The organism is Caballeronia sp. LP006 (genome assembly GCF_031450995.1).
Taxonomy (GTDB): Bacteria; Pseudomonadota; Gammaproteobacteria; order Burkholderiales; family Burkholderiaceae; genus Caballeronia.
This window is the reverse complement of sequence record NZ_JARTVW010000005.1, coordinates 88,847-114,075: the sequence shown is the minus strand read 5'-3', so window position 1 is coordinate 114,075 and position 25,229 is coordinate 88,847. Positions and strand designations below refer to the sequence as shown.

Sequence of the window (25,229 nt, the reverse complement as noted above, 5' to 3'; positions counted from 1 at the left end):
GGAGTGAGTCATGAACAAGGCCTTATTGACAGTTACGCGCCGCTTTGCAGCGGGTATCGATGTGAGCGAAAGCGCGGTGCGGATAGTGGTGCTCAGCAAGCGCGTGCGTTCGCCCTCGGCGGTGTGCGTCGAGCATATCGATTGGGTGGCGCTCGAACCGGGCGCGGTGATCGACGGCGAGTTCGTCGATCGCGCCGCCGTGATCGCGGCGCTCTGCGGTACGGTCGAGCGCTTGCCGCAGAACGGCGTGTCGCGCGCGCTGCGTTGCGCAATGGGCTTGCCGTCGTCCGCGACGCTCACCACGCGCGTGCCGCTCACCGCGTTGCTGGAGACGCGCGATGCGCCCGCGCTCGTGGCGGACGGCGATCCGCGCGGCGTGCTCGAACCCGCCGTGCTCGCGGAGGCCGAGCGCATCTCGGGCATCGAACGCGGCGCGCTCGCGGTGGACTGGTCAGTCGAAACGCAGGAGGACGGCCGCGCGCAAGTCGCGATTGCCGCCACTGCGCGCCGGCATGTCGAGGCGCGCGTCGAAACGGCGGCTGCGGCGGGAATCGCGCTGTCCGCCATCGACGGCGAACCGGCGGCCGCCATGCGCGCAATGCGTCATTCCGGCAAGGTGGAGCTCGGTCCGGATGCGCGCTTCATGTTTTGCTGGCTCGAAAAAACGGGGCTGCACGGCTGGGTCGCCGGCGCTCACGGCGTCGAGTCCGAAGTGCGGTATCCGGCGCCCGAGCATTCATGTCTCGCCGACGCGCTCCGCGATCTCGCTGGCACCGATGCGCCGCTCGACTGCGTGTACGTCGGCGGCGAAGCGGACCTGATGGCGCAGGCCGCGCTGCCACTTCCCGCGCTGGCGAAGATGTTCGGCTGCCCGGCGCTGCCGTTCGAGTGCGCGCCGTATTGCAATGGCGTGGCGGGCATCGATGCGTCGCTCAAACATTCGCCGCTCTTCGCGGTGGCGTTCGGTCTGGCGTTGCGCGAGGTGCTGCAATGAGCGGCGCGAGCGTGGTCGAAGGCTTCAACCTGCTTCCTTACCGCTTGCGCAAGCGCCGCGAGATGCGCCGTCAGCGGCTCGCGATTCTCGCGGCGGCGAGTCTTGCCGGATGCGCGGCGGTCGGCGCGGTCGCGGGCTGGGATGCCTTGCAGCGCGCGCGTCTGGATGAACGGCGTCTCGCGCTGGAAGCGTCGCTACGGACGTCGGGCGCGCAGCTCGAAGAGCACGCACGGCTCACGCGTGCCGAAGCCGACCGGCGGCGCGCGCGCCAAAACGCGCAACCGCTTGCCGCGCCGCGCGACCGTTTTCTCGCGCTTCTCGACGCGCTGGCTGACGCGCCCCGGCAACCCGGCGTCGAGCTGCAACGCGTCTCGCAACGGACCGACGAAGTCGAACTCGCGGCGCTCGCACCCGATTCGCAAGCGGCGGCGAACTGGCTCAAGCGTCTGGAGGACGTGCGCGACGTGCAGTCGGTGGAAGTGATCGAGATGAAGCGGCGGCCAACCACGCCGGCGCCGGCGAGGCGCGATGCCGTATCGAACGTCGAACGCTACGAATTCACGGCGCTGGTGCGCTACGCACGCAAAACCGCGGCGGCGGCAAAGACCGCGCAACCCGCGCTCGCCGTCCGCCGCACGACCAACACCGCTCACGGGAGCAGTCAATGAACACGATGTCCTTCAACGATGCCGGCCGTCTGCGCTCAGTCGCGGCCTTCCATGAATGGCCGCTTCGATGGACGCTCTGCGGCGCGATGCTTCTCGCGGCGATCATCTGCGTCATCGGCGTGCAGGGCTGGCGCGCGGCCGGTCTGATCGATCTCGAGGCAAGCCACGCGGCGCTCTCCGCCGCGCAGGAGAAAGCGGGCCAACTGCGCGGTATCGAGGCGCAATTGCCCGATCTGCGCAAACGCGTGGCGGCGGGCGGTCTGAACCCTGAACACTGGACTGCCGCCGATGCGCTGCACGCCGTAGCCAGTCTCGCCGCGCAAAGCGGGTTGCACGTAACGGAGATCGAGCCGCTTCAGACGAAACTCGCCGAGGTCCAGGCACCGCGCGCGCTCCGGTTTCGCGCGGAAGGCGGCTTTGCCGAGATGAAGCGGTTCATCGAGGCGCTCGCGGGTTTGCCGCGTCTCGTCATACCGGAAGGCGTGCAAATCCGGCGGCAGACGGGTGTACTTTCCATCGATACGACCTTGCGCATCCACGATGATCTTCCGGCCGTGCCGCTGCCCGAACCGGCGCGCACGAACGCCTTCGTCATCGATCCGTTCGGCAAGGAAAGCGCCGGCGGCTTTTCGCGCAGCGCGGACTTGCTGCTCGTCGGGACGCTTCTCGGACGTCATCGCGCGATGGCGCTGATGCAGAGCAGCGAGGGCGTTGGCGACTTCCGGCCCGGCGAGAAGATCGGAGACGAATGGCTCGGACGCGTGCGGCCGCGCGCGGTCGAGCTCGCGAGTGACGACGGCGCTTCGCGCACGCTGAGTTTCGTGGAGGACCGCAAGTGATCGCGCCGCCAACTTTTCGTTTCAAGAGGGTCGTTCTGGCGCTGGCGCTCCTTTTCGCGTCGCACGCGGTCTGGGCCGAAGCCGATCAAAGCGAACCCATTGCGCCTTTGCCGCCGTTGCCCGCGGGCTACGAGACTTTGCCGACCGACCAGTTCGCCATCGATACGAGCGCGCCGCCCGCGCTCTTGTCGCCGCCCGTTGCGGCGAGTGCGGAGCCCGTGGCTGCCGCGAAGTCATCGACGGAAACGAGCGAGGCGCTCGAAGGCCCGCCCGTGCCGATGCCGCAGCCCGAACGTCTGAGCACGCAATCGCCCGGCAGCGCCGACGACGGCAAGCCGATCACGCTCGATCTCAAGAACGCCGACCTGGGCGCCGCGCTGCATGCGTTTGCCCGCTTCAGCGGGCTCAATATCATCGCGAGCGACAAGGTGCGCGGCCAGGTGTCGATCAATCTCGTCGCCGTACCGTGGCGCCGTGCGTTCGACACGCTGCTCGACGTGAACGGCCTCGCCATGGAGCAGCACGGCAACGTGATCTGGGTCGCGCCGCTCGCGGAACTCGCCGCACGCGAGAAGCTGCGCTACGAGACGCACGCGCGCGCCGCCGATCTCGAACCGCTCGCAAGCCGCACGTTCGTGCTGCGCTATCCGCGCGCGGAAGACGTCCGCAAGCTGCTGACAGGCTCCGGGAGCCAGCGCGTGCTGTCCAAACGCGGCTCCGCCATGGCCGACACGCGCACCAATCTGCTCTTCGTGACGGACCTCGACGCGCGCGTGAAGCAAATTGCCGAACTCGTCGCGCAGATCGACAAGCCCACGCCGCAGGTCGTGATAGAAGCGAAGATCCTCGAAGGCGAGGCGGGCATTTCGCGCACGCTTGGCGTCAAGCTGGGCGTCGCGGGCGTGAACGACCCGGCGCGCGGTCTCTCGGGCGGCAAGGACGGCGTCGTGTACGATTTATCGGCGCGGCCGATCAACGGTTTCGACGCCGCCACGGCCGGACTCACGCTGTTCGCGGCTCAGGCCACACGGCTTCTGAACATCGAACTGAGCGCGCTCGAAGCCGAGGGACGCGGTCAGATCGTCTCCCGGCCGCGTGTGGTGACGGCTGACCGCGCGAAGGCGCTGGTCGAGCAGGGCACGGAGCTGCCGTATCAGGCGAAAGTGGGCAACGGCGTTTCCGGCGTGCAGTTTCGGCGCGCGGCGCTCAAACTGGAGGTCGAGCCGCAGATTACCCCGCACGGGCATGTCATTCTTGATCTCGATGTCGCGAAAGACAGCGTCGGCGAGCAGACCGACGCGGGTCCGGCCATCAACACCAAGCACGTCCAGACGCGCGTCGAGGTCGAGGACGGCGGCACGGTGGCGATCGGCGGCATCTACTCGGAAGACGAGCGCAACGACGTCACGGGCGTGCCCGGACTGTCGAAGCTGCCGTGGCTCGGCTGGCTGTTTCGCCATGACGCGCGCCGCAGCTCGCGCAACGAGCTGGTGATCCTGATTACGCCGCGCGTCATTGCTTCGAGTGGATGAAGGCGGAAAGAAGCGGAAAGCGGGGCCGCGAGCGGGCGGCCCGACTCGACAAAGCGGGCTATTTGCCCTTAAGCTGCCGCACGAACAAAATTCGATTGACTTGAAGGAAACCGAGTTGCAGGAAGGGCACGCGAACGCGAACATCTTTTTCGTCGGACTCATGGGGGCGGGTAAAACCACCGTGGGCCGCGCGGTTGCGCGCCGCTTGCAGCGCTCATTCATCGATTCGGATCAGGAAATCGAGGCGCGCACCGGCGCGCGCATCCCGGTGATCTGGGAGCTCGAAGGCGAGGCGGGTTTTCGTCAGCGCGAAGCCAACGTTATCGACGAGCTGTCGCAAAAGAGCGGTATCGTGCTCGCTACGGGCGGCGGTGCGGTGCTGCGCCCGGAGAATCGCGAACATCTGAAGAATCGCGGCGTCGTCATCTATCTGCGTGCAAATCCGCACGATCTCTGGCAGCGCACGCGGCGCGACAAGAACCGGCCGCTTTTGCAGACCGACGATCCGCGCGGCAAGCTGGAAGCGCTCTTTCAGACGCGTGATCCGCTCTACAACGAGTGCGCGCATTTCGTCGTGGAAACCGGCCGACCTACCGTCAACGCGCTCGTCAACATGGTCCTGATGCAATTGGAGGTGGCCGGCGTCATCAAACCGGCTCAGTCATAATGTCCGTCATGATTTCCCCCTCGATTACCGTCGACGTCGAACTGGGCGAACGCGCCTATCCCATTCATATCGGTGCGGGCCTCATCGGTCGCACGGAGCTTTTCGCGCCGCATGTCAAGGGCGTGTCGGTCGCCATCGTCACCAACTCCACCGTTGATCCGCTCTACGGCGACGAACTCCGCGCCGCACTCGCCACGCTCGGCAAGAAGGTGACGACCGTCGTGCTGCCGGATGGCGAAGCGCACAAGAACTGGGAAACGCTCAACACGATCTTCGACGCGCTCCTCAGCGAACGCTCCGACCGCAAGACCACGCTGATCGCACTCGGCGGCGGCGTGGTGGGCGACATGACCGGCTTCGCGGCGGCATCGTATATGCGCGGCGTGCCGTTCATTCAAGTGCCGACCACTTTGCTCTCGCAAGTGGATTCATCGGTGGGCGGCAAGACGGGCATCAATCATCCGCTCGGCAAGAACATGATCGGCGCGTTTTATCAGCCGCAAGCGGTGATCGCGGACATCGGCGCTTTGCGCACGCTGCCGGACCGTGAACTCGCTGCGGGACTCGCGGAAGTCATCAAGACGGCGGCAATCGCGGACGCCGAGTTCTTCGAGTGGATCGAAGCGAACATCGCGAAGCTGAACGACCGCGACGAAGAAGCGCTTGCTCACGCGGTCAAGCGTTCGTGCGAGATCAAGGCGTCGGTGGTGGCATCGGACGAACGCGAAGGCGGACGCCGCGCAATTCTCAACTTCGGTCATACCTTCGGGCATGCCATCGAAGCGGGCCTGGGCTACGGCGAATGGCTGCACGGCGAAGCGGTGGGCTGCGGCATGGTGATGGCGGCGGATCTTTCCGTGCGCCTCGGCAAACTGGATGAACCCGCGCGCAAGCGTCTCGTGCGCGTGATCGAAGCCGCGAAGCTGCCGGTCGTGGCGCCCACGCTCGGCGCGGCGCGTTATATCGATCTGATGAAGGTCGACAAGAAAGCCGAAGCCGGCGAGATCAAGTTCATTTTGCTGACCCGCTTCGGCGAGGTCGAAATAGCAAAGGCGCCCGACCACGCCGTGCGCGAGACGCTCGCCGCAAGCGTCTGAGAATCGGATCGGCGCCGACCCGGCGGCAATGCCGGAGACAACCGGAACCACGACTTGAGCGGAGCAGCCGGTGAGCGAAATAGAAAGTCTACTTCCGTCGAGCGGGCCGCCATCGGGCTCGTTCGAAGCGTATCTCGCGCCGTACGCGGCGCATTCGGCGTTGTCGCGCGGACGCCGGTATGCCGAAGCGCCGCCTGCCGCCCGTACCGAATTCCAGCGCGACCGCGACCGCATCGTGCACTCCACTGCGTTCCGGCGGCTCGAATACAAGACGCAGGTGTTCGTTAATCACGAAGGCGACCTCTTTCGCACGCGTCTCACGCATAGTCTCGAAGTCGCGCAGATCGCGCGTTCGGTCGCTCGCAATCTGAATTTGAACGAAGATCTGGTCGAAGCGATTTCGCTTGCGCACGATCTCGGCCACACGCCGTTTGGTCACGCGGGCCAGGACGCGCTCAACGAATGCATGCGCGATCACGGCGGCTTCGAGCACAATCTGCAAAGCCTCGCGGTGGTGGATCAGCTCGAAGAGCATTACGGCGCATTCGACGGCCTCAACCTCTGCTTCGAGACGCGCGAGGGCATTCTCAAGCATTGCTCGCGCGAAAATGCGCGCAAGCTCGGCGATCTCGGCGAACGCTTTCTCACGGGCAAGCAGCCGTCGCTCGAAGCGCAGATCGCCAATGTCGCCGACGAAATCGCCTACAACAATCACGATGTCGACGACGGCTTGCGCTCCGGCTTCATCACGCTCGAACAGCTTTCCGAAGTCAGCCTCTGGCATACGCATTTCGATGTGGCGCGCGCCGCGTATCCGGACACCGGCGGACGCAGGCTGATTCACGAGACCATTCGCAGCATCATCAACACGCTGATCGTCGATCTGATCGAGGCGACGAGCCGCAATCTCACGCGCGTGGCGCCGAAGTCCATCGACGATATCCGCAACGCGCCGCCGCTCGTCGCGCATAGCGATGAAATTGCCGCGCAAGCTGCCGCGCTCAAGCGTTTTCTGTTCAGGAACCTGTACCGGCACTATCGCGTGATGCGCATGGCAAACAAGGCGAAGCGCGTCGTGACGGGTCTCTTCGACGCGTTCACCGACGACCCGCGCCTGTTGCCGCCCGCTTATCAGGCGCGTCAGGCCGCGGTGGAGGAGTCGGCCAACGACGCGAGTTCAACCGGCCACGACAGCTCGCAGGCGCGGCTCGTCGCGCATTACATCGCGGGCATGACCGACCGCTATGCACTGAAGGAGTATCAACGCCTGTTTGTCATCGACAACAACTAATATCGCGCGTTTCAACGCGCAAGAATCAATTCAAGGAGACTTTCTCGATGAGACGCATGCCCTCGTTCCGCTCGATCGCAGCAGCTGCCGTGCTCGCGTTCGCCGGCAGCACCGCAGCGCAGGCCGCGACGGAAATCCAGTTCTGGCACGCCATGGAAGCCGCGCTCGGCGAGCGCGTCAACGACATAGCCAACGACTTCAACGCGTCGCAGAGCGATTACAAGATCGTCCCCGTGTTCAAGGGTACGTATGATCAGACGCTCGCGGCGGGCATCGCGGCGTTTCGCAGCGGCAACGCGCCCGCGATCCTGCAAGTCTACGAAGTCGGCACGGCAACGATGATGCAGGGCAAGAAAGCCGTCGTTCCGGTCTATGACGTCTTCAAGCAGGCAGGCGTGCCGCTCGACGAGAAGGCCTTCGTGCCGACCATCTCCGGTTACTACAGCGACGCGAAGACCGGCCATCTCATCTCGATGCCGTTCAACAGCTCCACGCCGGTTCTGTACTACAACAAGGACGCCTTCAAGAAGGCGGGACTCGACCCGAACCAGCCGCCGAAGACCTGGGCCGATGTCGAAACCGACGCAAAGAAGATCAAGGCCGCCGGTTACTCGTGCGGTTATTCGTCGGGCTGGCAAAGCTGGATTCAGCTCGAAAACTACAGCGCGTGGCATGCGGCGCCGTTCGCGACGAAGAACAACGGCTTCGACGGGATCGACGCCAAGCTCGACTTCAACAAGCCGCTGCAAGTCGCGCATATCGCCTTCCTGCAGAAGATGGCGAAAGAAGGCAACTTCACCTACGTGGGCCGCAAGGACGAGCCGGTCTCGAAGTTCTATAGCGGCGATTGCGGCATCATCACAAACTCGTCGGGCTCGCGCGCGACCATCAACAAGTTCGCGAAGTTCGAATACGGCGTCGGCATGATGCCTTACGACGCGAGCGTGAAGGGCGCGCCGCAGAACGCGATCATCGGTGGCGCGAGTCTCTGGGTGCTGTCGGGCAAGGACCCGGCCGTGTACAAGGGCGTCGCGAAGTTTCTCGCTTATCTGACCTCGCCGCCGGTCGCGGCGAAGTGGCATCAAGACACGGGCTATCTGCCGGTCACGCAAGCGGCCTACGAACTCACGCAGAAGCAGGGTTTCTACGACAAGAATCCCGGCGCGGATATCGCCATCAAGCAGATGCTGAACAAGCCGCCGCTCGCCTTCACCAAGGGTTTGCGTCTTGGCAACATGCCGCAGATTCGCACCGTCGTCGATGAAGAACTGGAGCAGGTCTGGGCGGAGAAGAAGACGCCGCAACAGGCGCTCGATTCTTCGGTTTCGCGCGGTGACGAACTGCTGCGCCGCTTCGAAAAGAGCGGTGGTTAAGCGCCCATGACGCAGCGCGCCCGCGTGCTTCTCGCGGGCGCCGTTTCAGGAAACATCGATGGAAAAACGGTCTCGTTTCGATACGAGCGTCCTGCCGTATCTGCTCGTTGCGCCTCAGCTCGCGATCACCGCGCTGTTCTTTCTGTGGCCGGCGGGCGAAGCGCTCTGGCAATCCACGCAGAGTCAGGACGCGTTCGGCACGTCGAGCGAATTCGTCGGCCTCGCGAACTTCAAGCAGCTTTTCGCGGACCCGCTTTATCTGTCGTCGTTCAATACGACGATAATCTTCTGCGCGCTCGTTACCGTGTCGGGACTCGTGATCTCGCTGCTGCTTGCCGCGTGCGCCGACCGCGTGACGCGCGGCGCGAAAGCGTATCAGACGCTGCTCATCTGGCCATATGCCGTCGCGCCCGCGATTGCGGCGGTGTTGTGGTCGTTTCTGTTCAACCCGAGCATCGGGCTCGTGACATATGCGCTCGCGAAGCAGGGCATCGTGTGGAACCACGCGCTGAACGGCACGCAAGCCATGTTTCTCGTCGTGCTCGCGTCGGTGTGGAAGCAGGTCAGCTACAACTTCCTGTTCTTCTATGCGGGACTTCAGGCAATTCCGCAGTCGCTGATCGAAGCCGCGGCCATCGACGGAGCCGGTCCCGTGCGACGCTTTTTCGGCATTGCGCTGCCGCTGCTTTCGCCGACGAGTTTCTTCCTGCTCGTCGTGAATCTGGTCTATGCATTCTTCGACACCTTCCCCGTGATCGACGCCGCCACCGGCGGCGGCCCGGCGCAGTCGACCAAGACACTCATCTACAAGATTTTCGCGGAAGGCTTTCAGGGTCTCGACATCGGTAGTTCGGGCGCGCAATCGGTCGTGCTGATGGTGATCGTCGTTGCGTTGACCATCGTGCAGTTCCGCTTCGTCGAACGCAGGGTGCAATATTCATGATCGAGAACCGACGCGGCTTCGATATCTTCTGTCACGCGGTGCTGCTCGTAGGCGTCGCGCTGATCGTGTTTCCGGTGTATGTCGCGTTCTGCGCGGCCACGATGAATTCGAAGGAAGTCTTCACCGTGCCGCTCTCGCTCGTGCCGAGCACGCATCTCTTCGAAAACGTGGCGAACATCTGGACGCACGGCAGCGGCAACGCGGCGGCGCCTTTCGGACGCATGCTGATCAACAGCCTCGTGATGGCGCTCGTGATCTCCATCGGCAAGATCGCGGTGTCGATCATCTCGGCGTATGCGATCGTGTTCTTCCGCTTTCCGTTCAAGAACTTAGCGTTCTGGCTGATCTTCGTCACGCTCATGCTGCCGGTGGAAGTGCGTATTTTCCCGACGGTGCAGGTCGTGTCGTCGATGCATCTGTCGAACACGTACGCCGGGCTGACGCTGCCGCTCATTGCATCGGCGACCGCGACCTTTCTGTTCCGCCAGTTCTTCATGACGCTGCCGGACGAACTGATGGAAGCGGCGCGCATCGACGGCGCGGGGCCGCTGCGTTTCTTCTGGGATGTCGTGCTGCCGCTGTCGAAGACGAACATCGCGGCGCTCTTCGTCATCACGTTCATCTACGGCTGGAATCAGTATCTGTGGCCGATTCTCATCACCAACGAGCAGTCGCTCCAAACGGCGGTGGTGGGCATCAAGAGCATGATCGCATCGGGCGATACCGCGACCGAGTGGCATCTCGTCATGACCGCGACCTTGCTCGCCATGTTGCCGCCGCTCGCGGTCGTCCTGACGATGCAGCGCTGGTTCGTGCGCGGCCTCGTCGATTCGGAAAAATAACGCAACCACCTTGGCATGACGCCCGAGAACAGAAAGCGTCCGCTCGGGCTCAAACGGGAGACTTCAGACATGATTCTCGAAATCGCGCAGTTGCCGGTCATGGCCGGCGAGGAAAGCGCATTCGAAGCCGCTTTCGACGAAGCGCAGAAGATCATCGCGGCGCAGCCGGGCTATCGTTCGCATGAGCTCGTGCGCGGGGCGGACGCCGGCAACGGCTCGCAATACGTGTTGCTGGTGCGTTGGGATTCGGTCGCGGCGCATGATCCGGGCTTTCGGCAATCGGCGGGTTACCAGCAATGGCGCGCGCTGCTGCATCGCTTCTATGAGCCGGGCATCGCGGTCGCGCATTTCGCGACGGTGTGCGGCGCGCTGCGGGACTGATCGATGGCTGCGTTGAATCTCAAGGCGGTCAGGAAAAGCTACGACGGCAAGAACTTCGTGCTGCATGGCATCGACGTGGCAATCGCGGATGGCGAGTTCGTCGTCATGGTCGGTCCTTCGGGCTGCGGAAAATCGACGTTGCTGCGCATGGTCGCGGGGCTCGAAAGCGTGTCCGAGGGCGAGATCCAGATCGGCGGCAAGGTCGTCAACAAGCTGGAGCCAAAGGATCGCGACATCGCGATGGTGTTCCAGAACTACGCGCTCTATCCGCATATGAGCGTCGCGCAGAACATGGCTTACGCGCTCAAGATCGGCGGCGCGGATCGCGCGACTATCGAGAGCCGCGTGGCGAATGCGGCGCGCATTCTCGAACTCGAACCGCTGCTCGCGCGCAAGCCGCGCGAACTGTCGGGTGGGCAGCGTCAGCGCGTTGCCATGGGCCGCGCGATCGTGCGCGAACCGGCCGTATTCCTCTTCGACGAACCGCTCTCGAATCTCGACGCCAAACTGCGCGTGCAAATGCGTCTCGAGATTCAACGGCTTCACGCGCGACTCGCAACCACGAGCCTTTACGTTACGCACGACCAGATCGAAGCGATGACGCTCGCGCAACGCGTCATCGTCATGAACAAGGGACACGCCGAGCAGATCGGCGCGCCGACCGAAGTCTACGAGCGGCCGGCGACGGTGTTCGTCGCGAGCTTCATCGGCTCGCCCGCGATGAATCTGCTCGAAGGGCGCTTGTCGGAAAACGGCTCGACGTTCGAGGTGGCGGACGGCGGACCGAAGCTGCCGGTTGCGGGCGCTGCCGGTTTGAACGGCACGATGCACGGCCGCGAGTGGATCATCGGCCTTCGTCCCGAGCATATGACGCCGGGCATCGTCGGCGCGGCGAGCGCGACGCTCGATGTCGATTCCACCGAGCTGCTCGGCGCCGACAATCTCGCGCACGGCAAGTGGGGCAAGCACGACGTGGCGGCGCGTTTGCCGCATACGCACCGGCCGCAGCGTGGCGAAAAGCTGGCGGTGTCCGTGCCGCCGCAACAACTGCATTTCTTCGATCCGGCGAGCGGTCGGCGCGTCAACTGAAGGGAGTATCCGCGATGAGAACCTGGCCTTATCCCGCAATCGTCGCGCATCGCGGCGGCGGCAAGCTCGCGCCCGAGAACACGCTCGAAGGCATCGACGAAGGCGCGCGGCGCGGTCTGCGCATGATCGAATTCGATGCAAAGCTCTCGGCCGACAATGTGGTTTTTCTGCTGCACGACGATGACGTCGATCGCACGTCGAACGGTCATGGACCCGCGCGCTCGATGACTTACGCGCAAATACGTGCACTCGATGCGGGCTCGTGGTTCGGCAAGCCATTCGCGGGCGCGCATATGCCGACGCTCGCTGAAGTACACGCGCGTTGCACGGAACTCGACATGGCGGCAAACGTGGAAATCAAGCCGTGTCCCGGACGCGAAGTCGAGACGGGTGAGCTTGTCGCGCGTGAGGCGGCGCGCTTGTGGGCGAGTGCGGAACCGGCGCCGTTATTGTCGTCGTTTTCATACGAGGCGCTGCAAGCCGCGCGCAACGCGGCACCAGAGCTTCCTCGCGGCATGCTGTACGAGGAAGTTCCGGTCGACTGGCGCGAGCAAACGTCGGCACTCGCATGCGTGTCGCTGCATGCGAGTTACCGGCATTTGAGCGAAGCACTCGTTCGCGAAATCAAGGACGCGGGCTTGCGTGTGCTTGCCTATACGCCCAATGAACCTGAGCGCGTGAAGTTGCTCGCCCAATGGGGAGTCGATGCGATCTGCACGGATCGCATCGATATCATTGGTGCGGATTTTCTCGCGGGAAGTTGAACGACGCGCGCGGCGCCATTGATACTGGCGCCGCTCGTTCGGTCAGCGAGCGCGGGCCAGCAAAACGCCCGCGACGAGCGCCAGGCCGCCGACGAGTGCAATCGTCTGCCAGGGCTTTTCGTGCAGATACGCATCGGCGTCGTCTAGAGCAGCGCCGGCGCGTTGTCGGAGCGCGGCGTGCGTGTCGTTCAGACGGGAACGTGCGCCGTCCAGTTGCGAACTGATTTGCTTGCGCAAGATGGCGGCATCGGCCGATGCGCCGTTCGACAGCGTTTCTTCAAGATCGGAAAGCAGCGCGCGCAACTCGCCGCTGATGTCCTCGGCGGCATCACGGCCATGACGCGCCATACGGCGCGCACGGCGGTTGGTGCTGCTCCAGGAATCTCCGATGGCGTCTCGCGTGTTAGGCAATGCGTTCATAGATCGCTCCGTCGATGGATGAATCGTGGATGGATGACCACACCGCTCGCGAAGAGCGGGAAATCGACGATGCAGCAAATTCGATGCCCATGAGCGCGCACGGTCGTGTCACCAGCAAGACTGTCGGTGAACGGCGTTGCTACAGCGTAATAAATGCGCAAGCTCCGCAAATGCGCGGGTCACATTTACAAGAGCCGGTAAAATCAAACGCCGCCACGCTTCATGCATGGCGGCGCTTTTATTTGCATGCCCGCAAATAAAATTTTGGGAACGCCGTGGTTAATCCAGTGTTCTTAGAAACGATAGCCGACACGCAAATAAGTCACGATGGGATTCAACGTGATCTTCGCTTTCGACTGCACGTTCAACGTGCCAACCGGCGTCTGCGCTTGCGAGTTCAAAGTCGCCGTTGCCTTCAACGGAATGAACGACACGGAAAAACCCGCGAACCAATGCTCCGTGAAGTTATAGACGGCGCCCACGTTGAACACCGGCGCCCAAGAACTATCCGTGTCGACGGAGGTCGGACCATGCAGGACGTTGCCTTCGAACGATGAGTTCGTGATCTTGGCGTCGGTGAACCAGGTGCGCGTTACGCCAATGCCGACGAATGGACGAAACTTCGCTTGAGGAGCATTAAAGAAGTATTTGAAAAGCAGCGTTGGGCTCCATTGTTTCGCGCTGCCGAGCTTGCCGTATTGCGAGAACGAGCCTGTGCCTTCGAGGTCGAAGGAGGGCGGAATGCCCATTTCGAATTCCGCCGCAATGTGGTCGGTGGCAAAGTAACCAAGCGTGAAGCCTGCCGTATCCGCGCTTGAAATGCCGGCGCCCGTGCCCTGTACGTCGATATTGACGGGAGATCCGCCTACACTTGTCTCTTTGAGCGGGCCGCTGCTGTCTTGCGGGGCGAAGTGAAACCAGCCAGCGGTTGCGTAGAAGGAACCCGCCGACTGTGCGTGCGCCGCGCTGGCTACACACGCAAATGCCGCTGCTCCCACCATGACTTGTTTTATTTTCAATTTGTGCTCCTCCAGAAAAGCACGCTCATTATGAGCATAAGATTTCAAAGTAACCATAGCGTCGCCGTAGAGCATTTTCCCTAAGACGTGTGCGGCGTTGGAATCGTGTTGCATGGCATTTGCATGTGTTTCGTCCACGCTGCCTCAACATCTCCACAAGGTCCCCGATTGGGGTAACACAAACGCGACCAATGGAATATCCAGAATGGCACGGCTTGCACGACTCTATGTTCCCGATCAGCCGCAGCATGTCATCCTGCGCGGTCTCGACCAGCAACCTGCCTTCGTCGACGACCAGGACTACGAGCTTTTTATCGACTGCTTGAGAACTGCATCACGTGATCATCATCTTTCCATTCATGCATATGCGTTGATGCCGCAGGCGGTGCATCTGCTTGTCACGCCGCGCGACGAATCGAGCCTTCCGAAGGCGATGCAGGCAGTCGGGCGTCGTTACGTGGCGCATTTCAATCGCCGTTACACGCGGCGCGGGACGTTGTGGGAAGGGCGATATCGCGCAACGGTCATCGAGGGTGAACGTTATTTCCTGCTTGCCACGCGCGTGGTTGAAACCGCGCCGGTTCGCGCGGGTCTGGTTGCCGTGCCGCAGGACTACAAGTGGTCGAGTTTTCGGCACCATATAGGGCTGACGCTCGACGGACTGATCACCGACCATCCGCTCTTCTGGTCGCTCGGCAACACGCCGTTCGAACGCCAGCATGCATACAAGGAGTTGTGCGATCAGCCGCTCGACGAGCGTGAGGCTAATCGTCTCCTGCAAGCCACTCTGAAAGGCTGGGTGCTCGGCAGCGATGCGTACCGCGATTGGGCATCGCGTGCGGCGAACCGGCGCGTGTCGCCATTGCCGCGCGGACGGCCGCGTAAAGTGCGCGAGACGCCTCAATCTCAATAACCACGGGCATCGCGGAAAACGACGCTTCAAAAGGACGGCGGCACGAAGATTCGGGCGCGCCGTTTACTTTTGCCCAATATCGATATGGAACCAATATTTTGGGGCATGCGTGCACCATATCGATAATTAGTGACGCATCATCATATTTTATTTGCCATCTCTTTGATTGGTCGCGTATATTTCGATTTCCGGCGGTTTTTGCGGCGCAGCGCGCCCGTTGCACGACCGGCTTCGCGGCTTCCAAGTCGAAATAAACGCCGCGGGCGACATAAAAAATGGTTCAACGGCCGAGTCGGCCCCTCACAGTAGAGACGGTGTCCCCATGAACGATCATCAGCAACCGGCAGTCGGTTCGCCTCCCGCCGCGCAGGGCATGTATGACCCTGCCAACGAACATGACGCCTGCGGCGTCGGTTTCGTCGCCCATATCAAGGGGAAAAAGAGCCACGAGATCATTCAACAGGGTCTCAAGATCCTCGAGAATCTCGATCACCGTGGCGCCGTCGGCGCCGATCCGCTCATGGGCGACGGCGCGGGCATTCTGATTCAGGTTCCGGACGGCTTCTATCGCGAAGAGATGGCCAAGCAAGGCGTGACTTTGCCGCCTGCCGGCGAATACGGCGTCGGCATGATCTTCCTGCCGAAGGAACATGCTTCGCGGCTCGCGTGCGAACAGGAACTGGAACGCACGGTGAAGGCGGAAGGCCAGGTCGTGCTCGGTTGGCGCGACGTCCCGGTCGACGGCAACATGCCTATTTCTCCGACCGTGAAGGCGAGTGAGCCGCTCATCCGCATGATCTTCATCGGGCGCGGCAAGGACATCGTCGTGACGGATGCGCTCGAGCGGAAGCTCTACATCATCCGCAAGACGGCGAGCCACCGCATTCAGGCGCTCAAGCTCAAGCACGGCAAGGAATACTTCGTGCCGTCCATGTCGTCGCGCACGGTCGTCTACAAGGGCCTGCTGCTGGCCGGTCAGGTCGGCGTGTATTACCGCGACCTGCAGGACGAGCGCGTGGTCTCGGCGCTCGCGCTCGTGCACCAGCGCTTCTCGACCAACACGTTCCCGGCGTGGGAACTGGCTCACCCGTATCGCATGATTGCGCACAACGGTGAAATCAACACCGTGAAGGGCAACGTCAACTGGCTGAACGCGCGCACCGGCGCGATCGCCTCCTATGTGCTCGGCGACGATCTGCCCAAGCTCTGGCCGCTGATTTATCCCGGCCAGTCGGACACGGCTTCGTTCGACAACTGCCTCGAACTTCTAGTGATGGCGGGCTATCCGCTCGTCCACGCCATGATGATGATGATTCCCGAGGCATGGGAACAGCACACGCTCATGGACGACAACCGCCGCGCGTTCTACGAGTATCACGCACCGATGATGGAGCCGTGGGACGGTCCCGCCGCCATCGCGTTCACGGACGGCCGCCAGATCGGCGCCACGCTCGACCGTAACGGCCTGCGTCCGGCGCGCTATCTCATCACCGACGACGACCTCGTGATCCTCGCGTCGGAATCGGGCGTGCTGCCTATCCCGGAATCGAAGATCGTCAAGAAGTGGCGTCTGCAGCCGGGCAAGATGTTCCTGATCGACATGGAACAAGGCCGCATCATCGAGGACAAGGAGCTCAAGGACAACCTCGCGAACGCGAAGCCGTACAAGAGCTGGATCGACGCCGTGCGTATCAAGCTCGACGAAATCGAGCCGAAGGCGGAAGACGTCGAAACGCAGCGTCGCGAAGCCGCCGCGCTGCTCGACCGTCAGCAGGCGTTCGGCTATACGCAGGAAGACCTCAAGTTTCTGATGGCGCCCATGGCGCAGTCGGGCGAAGAGGCCGTGGGCTCGATGGGCAACGACTCGCCGCTCGCGGTCATGTCCGGCAAGAACAAGACGCTCTATCACTACTTCAAGCAGTTGTTCGCGCAAGTGACCAACCCGCCGATCGATCCGATCCGCGAGAACATGGTGATGTCGCTGGTCTCGTTCGTCGGTCCTAAGCCGAATCTGCTCGACACGACCAACATCAACCCGACGATGCGTCTCGAAGTGTCGCAGCCCGTGCTCGACTTCAAAGACATCGCGAAGATTCGCGCCATCGACAAATACACCGGCGGCAAGTTCAGCTCGTACGAACTGAACATCTGCTATCCGGTGGCTTGGGGCAAGGAAGGCGTGGAAGCATGCATTGCGTCGTTGTGCGCCGAAGCCGTCGATGCCGTGAAGTCCGGTTACAACATGCTGATCGTGTCCGACCGCAAGATGGACCGCGACAATGTCGCGATTCCGGCGCTGCTCGCCACGTCGGCCATCCACTCGCATCTCGTGCAGCATGGTCTGCGCACGAGCACGGGTCTCGTCGTCGAAACCGGGTCGGCGCGCGAGACGCATCACTTCGCGCTGCTCGCGGCGTACGGCGCGGAAGCCGTTCACCCGTACCTCGCGCTGGAAACGCTCGCCAACATGGCGGAAGGCTTCAAGGGCGATCTGTCGGCCGAGAAAGTCATCTACAACTTCACGAAGGCGGTCGGCAAGGGCTTGTACAAGGTCATGTCGAAGATGGGCATTTCCACTTACATGTCCTACACCGGCGCACAGATTTTCGAAGCGGTCGGCTTGTCCTCGGAGCTCGTGGAGAAGTATTTCCGTGGCACGGCGTCCAAGGTCGGCGGCATCGGCATCTTCGACGTGGCGGAAGAAGCCATTCGCCTGCATCGCGATGCCTTCGGCGACAACCCGGTTCTCGCGAACATGCTCGATGCGGGCGGCGAATACGCTTATCGCGTGCGCGGCGAAGAGCATATGTGGACGCCGGATGCCATCGCCAAGCTGCAACACTCGGCGCGCAGCAACTCGTATCAGACGTACAAGGAATACGCGCATCTGATCAACGACCAGACGAAGCGTCACATGACGTTCCGTGGTCTCTTCGAGTTCAAGCTCGACCCGTCGAAGGCCATTCCGCTAGACGAAGTGGAGCCGGCGAAGGACATCGTAAAGCGTTTTGCGACCGGCGCCATGTCGCTCGGCTCCATCAGCACGGAAGCGCACGCCACGCTCGCGGTTGCCATGAACCGTATCGGCGGCAAGTCGAACACGGGCGAAGGCGGCGAGGACGAGAAGCGCTACCGGAACGAACTGCGCGGCATTCCGATCAAGACCGGCGACACGCTCAAGTCCCTGATCGGCGATGAAATCGTCACCGACGTCGCGTTGAAAGACGGCGATTCGCTGCGCTCGAAGATCAAGCAGGTTGCATCGGGCCGCTTCGGCGTGACGGCGGAATATCTGTCGTCGGCGGATCAGATTCAAATCAAGATGGCGCAGGGCGCGAAGCCGGGCGAAGGCGGTCAACTGCCGGGCCACAAGGTTTCCGACTATATCGGCAAGCTGCGTTACTCGGTGCCGGGCGTCGGTCTCATCTCGCCGCCGCCGCACCACGATATCTATTCGATCGAAGACTTGGCGCAGCTCATTCACGATCTCAAGAACGTGAATTCCGCGGCGAGCATTTCGGTGAAACTGGTGTCCGAAGTGGGCGTCGGCACCATCGCTGCGGGTGTGGCGAAGGCAAAGGCGGATCACGTCGTGATCGCGGGCCATGATGGCGGCACGGGTGCATCGCCCTTGTCGTCGCTGAAGCACGCGGGCACGCCATGGGAACTCGGTCTTGCCGAAACGCAGCAGACGTTGGTGCTGAACCGTCTGCGCGGCCGTATTCGCGTGCAGGCCGACGGCCAGATGAAAACCGGCCGCGATGTCGTGATCGGCGCGCTGCTCGGCGCGGATGAATTCGGCTTCGCGACGGCGCCGCTCGTCGTCGAAGGCTGCATCATGATGCGCAAGTGCCATCTGAACACGTGCCCGGTCGGCGTCGCGACGCAAGATCCCGTGCTGCGCGCAAAGTTCACTGGCCAGCCGGAACACGTCGTCAACTTCTTCTTCTTCATTGCGGAAGAAGTGCGCGAGATCATGGCGCAACTGGGTATCCGCAAGTTCGAGGATCTGATCGGCCACGCCGAACTGCTCGACACGAAGAAGGGCGTCGAACACTGGAAGGCGAAGGGTCTCGACTTTTCGCGCGTGTTCTATCAAGTGCCGGTGGGCGCGGAAGTCGCGCGCAAGCACGTCGATGTGCAGGACCACGGTCTGGACAAGGCGCTCGATCACGTGTTGATCGAGAAGTCGAAGGCGGCGATCGAGAAGGGCGAGCACGTTTCGTTCATCCAGCCGGTGCGCAACGTGAACCGCACGGTCGGCGCCATGCTGTCCGGGTTGATTGCGAAGAAGTACGGCCACGACGGTTTGCCCGACGACTCCATCCATATCCAGTTGAAGGGCACGGCGGGCCAGAGCTTCGGCGCGTTCCTCGCCAAGGGCGTGACACTCGACCTCGTCGGCGACGGTAACGACTATGTCGGCAAGGGCATGTCGGGCGGGCGCATCATCATTCGCCCGACCAACGACTTCCGTGGCAAGTCCGAGGAGAACATCATCTGCGGCAACACGGTGATGTACGGCGCGATCGAAGGCGAGTCGTACTTCCGTGGCGTCGCGGGCGAGCGCTTCTGCGTGCGTAACTCGGGCGCGACGGCAGTCGTCGAAGGCACGGGCGATCACGGCTGCGAATACATGACGGGCGGCACGGTGGTCGTGCTCGGCGAGACGGGCCGCAACTTCGCGGCGGGCATGTCGGGCGGCGTCGCGTTCGTGTTCGATCCGGACGGCACGTTCGGCGCCAAGTGCAACAAGACCATGGTGGCCCTCGATCCAGTGCTGCAACAGGCCGAACAGGAGCGCACGGTGGATCGCGCGCTGTGGCATGCCGGCAAGACCGACGAAGCGCTGCTCAAGGGTTTGATCGAGAGTCACTTCCAGTTCACCGGATCGCCGCGTGCCAAGGCGCTGCTCGAGAACTGGGATGCGTCGCGCCGTCAGTTCGTGAAGGTGTTCCCGACCGACTACAAGCGCGCGCTCGGCGAGATTGGCGCGAAGAAGGCAAAGGACGCACTCGCGGCCTGAGCGGTCTCACTATAGAAGAGCTCTCCGGTACGCCGGAGAGCAAGTTCCTCACCAAATACAGAGAAAGAAGAGAACCACATGGGCAAGGCAACCGGTTTTCTCGAGTTCGAACGCCGCCACGAGGCGTACGAAGCACCGCTGACCCGCGTCAAGCATTACAAGGAATTCGTCGCCGCGCTGACCGATGAAGACGCCAAGGTTCAGGGCGCGCGCTGCATGGACTGCGGCATTCCGTTCTGCAACAACGGTTGTCCGGTGAACAACATCATTCCGGACTTCAACGATCTCGTGTTCCGTCAGGACTGGAAGAGCGCGATCGAAGTGCTGCATTCGACCAACAACTTCCCCGAGTTCACGGGACGCATTTGTCCGGCGCCGTGCGAGTCGGCTTGCACGCTCGGCATCAATGACGATCCGGTGGGCATCAAGTCGATCGAGCACGCGATCATCGACAAGGCGTGGACCGAAGGCTGGGTCGCGCCGCAGCCGCCCAAACACAAGACCGGCAAGAAGGTTGCGGTGGTCGGCTCCGGTCCCGCCGGGCTCGCGGTCGCGCAGCAACTGGGACGCGCCGGTCACGACGTGGTTGTGTTCGAAAAGAACGATCGCATTGGTGGTTTGCTGCGTTATGGCATTCCCGACTTCAAGCTGGAGAAGTGGCTGATCGACCGCCGCATGCGCCAGATGGAAGCGGAAGGCGTGTCGTTCCGCACCAACGTGTTCATCGGCAAGGACGCGCTGCCGGGGCACATCGGCAATACGGCCAAGGAAACCATCACGCCGGACGAACTGAAAGAACAGTTCGATGCGGTCGTGGTGGCGGGCGGTTCGGAAACGCCGCGCGATCTGCCGGTGCCGGGGCGCGAGCTGGAAGGCATCTATTACGCGATGGAATTCCTGCCGCAGCAGAACAAGGTCAACGCAGGCGACAAGCTCGCGGAGCAACTGGTCGCGAAGGGCAAGCATGTCGTCGTGATCGGCGGTGGCGACACGGGTTCGGATTGCGTCGGCACCTCGAACCGGCATGGCGCGAAGGGCGTGGTGCAGTTCGAACTGCTCGCGCAGCCGCCCGAGGAAGAGAACAAGCCGCTCGTGTGGCCCTACTGGCCGATCAAGCTGCGTACGTCGTCGTCGCATGAAGAGGGTTGCGAGCGTGACTGGTCGGTTGCGACGAAGCGTTTCGAAGGCAAGAACGGCAAGGTCGAGAAGCTGATCGCGGTGCGCGTCGAGTGGAAGAACGGCAAGATGCAGGAAGTGCCGAACAGCGAGTTCGAGCTGAAGGCCGACCTCGTGCTGCTCGCCATGGGCTTCACGCAGCCGGCTTCGCCGGTGCTGGATGCGTTTGGCGTCGACAAGGACGCGCGCGGTAACGTGCGCGCCTCGACCGAAGGTGACAAGGCGTATTACACGTCGGTGGACAAGGTGTTTACCGCGGGCGATATGCGGCGCGGTCAGTCGCTCGTGGTGTGGGCGATTCGCGAAGGGCGTCAGTGCGCGCGGTCGGTGGATGCGTATTTGATGGGCAGTAGCGAATTGCCGCGATAAGAGAGCGGGGTTGATGGGAGAAAAGGGCGGACCGTTTTGGGTTCGCCCTTTTTTGTTGGCGGGGCTATGCCAACAAAAAAAAACCGCACCCACAATTGCTCGCGGATGCGGTTCTTCATTCAGCAAGAGACGGAATCAAGCCTCCGCCATCGTCCTCTCTATCTCGATCCGATAATCATGGAACAGCGCCACCGACTCCCGGTGCGCAACGCTCAAAATCGCCGCCTTCGGCAAACGTTCGACGAGCGTGTTGTAGATATGCAGTTCGTTATCCGCATCGAGGGCGCTGGTGGCTTCGTCGAGGAACAGGAAGTCGGGCTTGTGCAGCAGCACGCGCGCGGCGGCAAGACGCTGTTGCTCGCCCGGCGACAAGCTGCGCGCCCAGTGCGCATTTTCTTCCAGGCGGTCGCCATACTCGGCCAGATTGCACAGACGCAGCGCCTCGCGCGATTCCTCGTCGGTGAAGGTGCCACCCGGCGACGGATAGCTCAACGCCGCGCGCAGCGTGCCGATCGGCAGATAGCTCACTTGCGGGATAAACAGCATCTTCGCGTCGACGGGTGCGTCGATACTACCGTCGCCAAACGGCCAAAGGCCCGCCAGAGCCCGCATCAGCGTGCTCTTGCCCGCGCCCGACGGCCCGACTATGAGCCAGCGCGATCCCGGTTCTATCGTCACATCGCCCACGCGCGAAAGCGGCGTGCCATTCGGCAACGCGAGCGCAAGCCCCTTGGTCGTCAGCGCTTTCGTGCTCGTGTAATGCAGGTTGATACCGCCATGCGCCGTTGCCGGCGACGTTTCCTCGCGGATATGCGTCGAGCGCATCACACGCTTGAATTCGCGCAGACGATTCACCGTGGCGCGCCATTCGACCAAGGTCGAGTAACTGTTGATGAACCAGGAGAACGAATCGCTGACCGTGCCGAACGCCGATGAAATCTGCATCAAGACGCCGAACGAGAACGCGCCCGCGAAGTAACGCGGCGCGGCAACCATGATCGGGAAGATGATGGCGATCTGTCCGTAGAAACTGAGCACGAAGGTCATGCGCTTCGTGTACTTCATGATCATCCACCAGTTGTCGCGAATGCGCTGGAAAATGGTCTTCGCGTTGGCCGTCTCGGTGGCGATGCCATCGTAAAACGCGATCTGCTCGGCATTCTCGCGCACGCGAATCAGCCCGAAGCGGAAATCGGCCTCGACCTTCTGTTGCTGGTAGTTGATCGACACCAGCGGATGCCCGACCTTCTGGATGATGACCGAGCCGATGATCGCGTAAAGCGCCGCCGCCCAGACCATGTAGCCGGGAATGACGAGCGGCGTGCCGAATGCCGTGATGGTCAGCGCGCCCGCGAGCGTCCACAAAATGGTGATGAACGTGACGAGCGTGACGAGCGTGGAAAGCAGATCGAGCGACAGAGACAGCGTGGTGGTCGCGAAGGATTGCAGGTCGTCGCTGATCCGCTGGTCGGGGTTATCGGCGAGACGGTCGCGTTCTATGCGGTAAAACGCGCGGTCGCCGAACCACTGTTCGAGATACTTATTGGTCAGCCACTGGCGCCAGCGGAAGCCGAGCATCTGCCGCAGATACCTCCCATAAACCGCGAGCAGAATGTACGCGAAGGCGAGGCCGGTGAAGACCAGCAGCAAATGCGGAAAGTCGTGGACGTTCTTGTTCTGCAGCGCGTTGTAGAACGCCGCGCTCCAGCTGTTGAGCCGCACGTTGATCCATACGACCGTCATGTTGATCGCGATGATGGCAACGAGCAGACCCCATGCGAAGCCGCGCTCCTCCGAGACCCAGTAGGGCTTGATGAGGCTCCACGCAGAGACCGTGTCGGCTTGTTGCTGCGTGTTTTCCGGTTGAGAATTGGCCATGACCTTCCTGATGATATGCCGGTCCGAGTTACGAATGGACGCACCGCGCCGCGATACTCGCACGCGCAGCCTCTTTCCTGTCCCGCAGATTGTTCAGAGGTTCCCTTAACTGCCGCTTAATTCCGTGCTCATTCGCACAACCATGCGGAGAACCATGCTCGCGGCATTGTGCCAGAGTGCCGACCGAGGCGACCAAAGGCGGGGAATCCCGGTTTGCAGCGGCTTTGGCTTTCATGGTCTAATGATCTTCGACGAAACAGGGGTGCTTCGCGCGCGATGTCATCGAATTATCGGTGTGCTGGCGCGGCGAGGCTGAGAGAGACCCTTTGCACCCGATCCGGGTAATACCGGCGAGGGAAGTTTCCGGAGAACGCGCGGCCGTCGCGCCTTTCCTCCAGGTTCTTCCATCATCTTTCTTTTCCGCCTGGCGCGCGTTGTTTGCGTTGCCGCTGCCGGGCCGGTCTCTCCTCTGCAAGTTTTGTCTTCGCGTTCGTGCGTTTGCTGCACGGCGTTATCAGTCGTGGATAAGACCGGAGCGGCGCACAGCCTCGTTTCGATCGACAGGAGACATCGGAAAAGTGAACACGATCGATCAGCCCGCCGCGCGCCGGCCAGACTTCGCCGTCATCGGCGGAGGACTCGTCGGGCGGCTCGTGGCGTGGCAACTCGCGGGCGCGGGCCACGGCGTCGCGCTATACGAGCGCGGCGACGAGGCGGGCACGCAGTCGGCTGCGTGGGTGGCCGCCGCGATGCTCGCGCCGCTCGCCGAGGCGACGAGTGCGGAGCCGCTCGTCGTCGAACTCGGCGCGGCGTCGCTGGAACGCTGGCCGGGTCTCATCGCCGATTTGCCCGAGCCGGTTTACTTTCAGCGCAACGGCACGCTCGTCGTCTGGCACGGCGCGGATCGCGCGGAAGCGCCGCTATTCGAACGCAGGTTGCGCGCCAACGCGCCTGCAAGCTTGCTCGATGGCGGCTTCGTCAAGCTCGCGGGCGCGGAAGTCGCGCAAGCGGAACCCGCGCTCGGCACGCGTTTCGCGCAAGGCTGGCTGCTGCCGCACGAAGGTCAACTCGACAATCGTCAGGCGCTTCGAGCGCTCGCGGCCGGACTTGGGGCGCGCGGCGTGCGCACGCACTGGAATTCTCCGGTCGATGCCATGCCCGACGCGCGCTGGATCATCGATTGCCGTGGGCTGGGCGGCAAAACGGCGTGGCCCGCGTTGCGTGGTATTCGCGGGGAAGTGGCGCGCGTGCATGCGCCGGGCATCGGGTTGTCGCGGCCGGTGCGGCTGCTGCATCCGCGTTATCCGCTGTATATCGCGCCGAAAGAGGACGATCTTTACGTGATCGGCGCGACCGAAGTCGAAGGCGAGGACATGTCGCCCGTGAGCGTGCGCTCGGCGCTGGAACTGATGAGTGCGGCATTCGCGGTGCATCCGGGTTTCGGCGAGGCGCGCATCCTCGAACTCAATTCTCAGTGCCGGCCGACGCTGCCGGATCATCGGCCGGCCATCGTCTGGGACGGGGCGCGGACCGTGCGCGTGAACGGCCTGTATCGGCACGGCTTCATGATCGCGCCGGAAGTCGCCGATGCCGCCTGCGCACTCGCCCAAGCCATCGCGGGCGGAACCGTCGCGGACGCCGCATCGTTCGCGGATTATCGCGGCGGCGCGCGCTGGTCCCAGCTTCTGCATAGCGAACCGGCCATCGCGGCCGCGCTCTAGTCATCGAAAGTCAAAGCCATGAACATCCACATCAATCAGCGCGAATTCAGTCTGACCGATGCCGCCACCGTCACCGACGCGCTCGCCGCATTCGGCGCAAAACCGCCGTTCGCGGTCGCGCTCAACGGACAGTTCGTCGCGCGCGGCGAGCACGGCACGAAGACGCTTCGAGCCGGCGACAAGCTCGACGTCGTGTCGCCCGTCGCGGGCGGCTGAATCCACCGAAT

The 25,229-nt window shown here is 62.8% G+C and carries 21 protein-coding genes, 1 pseudogene and 1 riboswitch; of the genes and pseudogenes, 19 read left to right on the top strand and 3 right to left on the bottom strand.

The genetic code is table 11. The features are described from left to right. The first annotated feature begins 10 nt into the window (after nucleotides 1–10). The 13 genes and pseudogenes from pilM to ugpQ all read left to right on the top strand — a co-directional run bounded on the left by pilM (nucleotide 11) and on the right by ugpQ (nucleotide 12,480). Nucleotides 11–994: a pilus assembly protein PilM gene (pilM, locus tag P9250_RS17120; RefSeq protein WP_310394288.1), complete on the top strand. Its 984-nt coding sequence runs from the start codon at nucleotides 11–13 to the stop codon at nucleotides 992–994. Next, nucleotides 991–1,662, top strand: coding sequence for a PilN domain-containing protein (locus tag P9250_RS17115; protein WP_250465850.1), 672 nt, complete (start codon nucleotides 991–993; stop codon nucleotides 1,660–1,662). Before pilM ends, P9250_RS17115 begins: the two co-directional genes overlap by 4 nt. After that, the gene (gene pilO / locus P9250_RS17110; protein WP_310394286.1) at nucleotides 1,659–2,501 is read left to right on the top strand and encodes a type 4a pilus biogenesis protein PilO; all 843 of its coding nucleotides are present in this window, start codon (nucleotides 1,659–1,661) and stop codon (nucleotides 2,499–2,501) included. The genes P9250_RS17115 and pilO overlap by 4 nt, the downstream gene beginning before the upstream one ends. After that, on the top strand, nucleotides 2,498–4,033 hold the full coding sequence (locus P9250_RS17105; protein WP_310394284.1) for a type IV pilus secretin PilQ: 1,536 nt from the start codon (nucleotides 2,498–2,500) through the stop codon (nucleotides 4,031–4,033). Before pilO ends, P9250_RS17105 begins: the two co-directional genes overlap by 4 nt. 160 nt (nucleotides 4,034–4,193) lie before the next feature. After that, nucleotides 4,194–4,700, top strand: coding sequence for a shikimate kinase (locus P9250_RS17100; protein WP_244828131.1), 507 nt, complete (start codon nucleotides 4,194–4,196; stop codon nucleotides 4,698–4,700). An 8-nt stretch (nucleotides 4,701–4,708) separates the two neighbouring features. Then, on the top strand, nucleotides 4,709–5,797 hold the full coding sequence (gene aroB / locus P9250_RS17095) for a 3-dehydroquinate synthase (protein ID WP_310394282.1): 1,089 nt from the start codon (nucleotides 4,709–4,711) through the stop codon (nucleotides 5,795–5,797). A 124-nt stretch (nucleotides 5,798–5,921) separates the two neighbouring features. Beyond that, nucleotides 5,922–7,088, top strand: a pseudogene (locus tag P9250_RS17090) (deoxyguanosinetriphosphate triphosphohydrolase); the annotation flags it as partial. Between the two features lie 47 nt (nucleotides 7,089–7,135). After that, a complete protein-coding gene (gene ugpB / locus P9250_RS17085; protein ID WP_310394279.1) occupies nucleotides 7,136–8,461 on the top strand; it encodes a sn-glycerol-3-phosphate ABC transporter substrate-binding protein UgpB in 1,326 nt (441 codons plus the stop codon). Between the two features lie 58 nt (nucleotides 8,462–8,519). Next, a complete protein-coding gene (ugpA, locus tag P9250_RS17080) occupies nucleotides 8,520–9,404 on the top strand; it encodes a sn-glycerol-3-phosphate ABC transporter permease UgpA (RefSeq protein WP_310394277.1) in 885 nt (294 codons plus the stop codon). Further along, nucleotides 9,401–10,246, top strand: coding sequence for a sn-glycerol-3-phosphate ABC transporter permease UgpE (ugpE, locus tag P9250_RS17075; RefSeq protein ID WP_244826403.1), 846 nt, complete (start codon nucleotides 9,401–9,403; stop codon nucleotides 10,244–10,246). The genes ugpA and ugpE overlap by 4 nt, the downstream gene beginning before the upstream one ends. Before the next feature lie 69 nt (nucleotides 10,247–10,315). Then, complete coding sequence (locus tag P9250_RS17070; RefSeq protein ID WP_244826402.1) at nucleotides 10,316–10,627, top strand: antibiotic biosynthesis monooxygenase; 312 nt, start codon at nucleotides 10,316–10,318, stop codon at nucleotides 10,625–10,627. 3 nt (nucleotides 10,628–10,630) lie between these two features. Beyond that, the gene (locus P9250_RS17065; protein WP_250465841.1) at nucleotides 10,631–11,716 is read left to right on the top strand and encodes a sn-glycerol-3-phosphate import ATP-binding protein UgpC; all 1,086 of its coding nucleotides are present in this window, start codon (nucleotides 10,631–10,633) and stop codon (nucleotides 11,714–11,716) included. A gap of 14 nt (nucleotides 11,717–11,730) precedes the next feature. Further along, entirely contained in the window at nucleotides 11,731–12,480 is a 750-nt protein-coding gene (ugpQ, locus tag P9250_RS17060; RefSeq protein WP_310394275.1) for a glycerophosphodiester phosphodiesterase, read from the top strand. A 42-nt stretch (nucleotides 12,481–12,522) separates the two neighbouring features. On the opposite strand, the gene P9250_RS17055 is transcribed toward ugpQ, so the two are convergent. Further along, complete coding sequence (locus tag P9250_RS17055; protein ID WP_244826399.1) at nucleotides 12,523–12,900, bottom strand: YqjD family protein; 378 nt, start codon at nucleotides 12,898–12,900, stop codon at nucleotides 12,523–12,525. Between the two features lie 29 nt (nucleotides 12,901–12,929). Between P9250_RS17055 and P9250_RS17050 the strand changes: the two genes are divergently transcribed. Next, the gene (locus P9250_RS17050) at nucleotides 12,930–13,160 is read left to right on the top strand and encodes a hypothetical protein (RefSeq protein WP_309844595.1); all 231 of its coding nucleotides are present in this window, start codon (nucleotides 12,930–12,932) and stop codon (nucleotides 13,158–13,160) included. A gap of 33 nt (nucleotides 13,161–13,193) precedes the next feature. Here P9250_RS17050 and P9250_RS17045 read toward each other — a convergent pair whose 3' ends face one another. Continuing rightward, nucleotides 13,194–13,901, bottom strand: a complete 708-nt coding sequence (locus tag P9250_RS17045; protein ID WP_370652139.1) for an OmpW family protein — start codon at nucleotides 13,899–13,901, stop codon at nucleotides 13,194–13,196. A 223-nt stretch (nucleotides 13,902–14,124) separates the two neighbouring features. Between P9250_RS17045 and P9250_RS17040 the strand changes: the two genes are divergently transcribed. The 3 genes from P9250_RS17040 to P9250_RS17030 all read left to right on the top strand — a co-directional run bounded on the left by P9250_RS17040 (nucleotide 14,125) and on the right by P9250_RS17030 (nucleotide 21,403). After that, nucleotides 14,125–14,832 (top strand): transposase, encoded by a 708-nt coding sequence (locus P9250_RS17040; RefSeq protein WP_250509568.1) that lies wholly within the window; start codon nucleotides 14,125–14,127, stop codon nucleotides 14,830–14,832. A gap of 322 nt (nucleotides 14,833–15,154) precedes the next feature. Next, the gene (locus tag P9250_RS17035) at nucleotides 15,155–19,858 is read left to right on the top strand and encodes a glutamate synthase-related protein (RefSeq protein WP_310394273.1); all 4,704 of its coding nucleotides are present in this window, start codon (nucleotides 15,155–15,157) and stop codon (nucleotides 19,856–19,858) included. A 78-nt stretch (nucleotides 19,859–19,936) separates the two neighbouring features. Then, nucleotides 19,937–21,403 carry a glutamate synthase subunit beta gene (locus P9250_RS17030; protein WP_250465834.1) on the top strand — a complete coding sequence of 489 codons (1,467 nt, stop codon included), beginning with the start codon at nucleotides 19,937–19,939 and terminating at the stop codon, nucleotides 21,401–21,403. Between the two features lie 135 nt (nucleotides 21,404–21,538). Here the strand turns inward: P9250_RS17030 and P9250_RS17025 are convergent, their stop codons facing one another. Beyond that, a complete protein-coding gene (locus tag P9250_RS17025) occupies nucleotides 21,539–23,281 on the bottom strand; it encodes an ABC transporter ATP-binding protein/permease (RefSeq protein WP_250526316.1) in 1,743 nt (580 codons plus the stop codon). Between the two features lie 248 nt (nucleotides 23,282–23,529). Continuing rightward, nucleotides 23,530–23,657: riboswitch (TPP riboswitch) on the top strand. A 202-nt stretch (nucleotides 23,658–23,859) separates the two neighbouring features. Between P9250_RS17025 and P9250_RS17020 the strand changes: the two genes are divergently transcribed. Together P9250_RS17020 and thiS are read left to right on the top strand one after the other, a co-directional pair. Then, nucleotides 23,860–25,002, top strand: a complete 1,143-nt coding sequence (locus P9250_RS17020; protein WP_310394270.1) for an FAD-dependent oxidoreductase — start codon at nucleotides 23,860–23,862, stop codon at nucleotides 25,000–25,002. Between the two features lie 18 nt (nucleotides 25,003–25,020). After that, complete coding sequence (gene thiS / locus P9250_RS17015) at nucleotides 25,021–25,218, top strand: sulfur carrier protein ThiS (protein WP_244826389.1); 198 nt, start codon at nucleotides 25,021–25,023, stop codon at nucleotides 25,216–25,218. The last annotated feature ends 11 nt before the right edge of the window (nucleotides 25,219–25,229 follow it).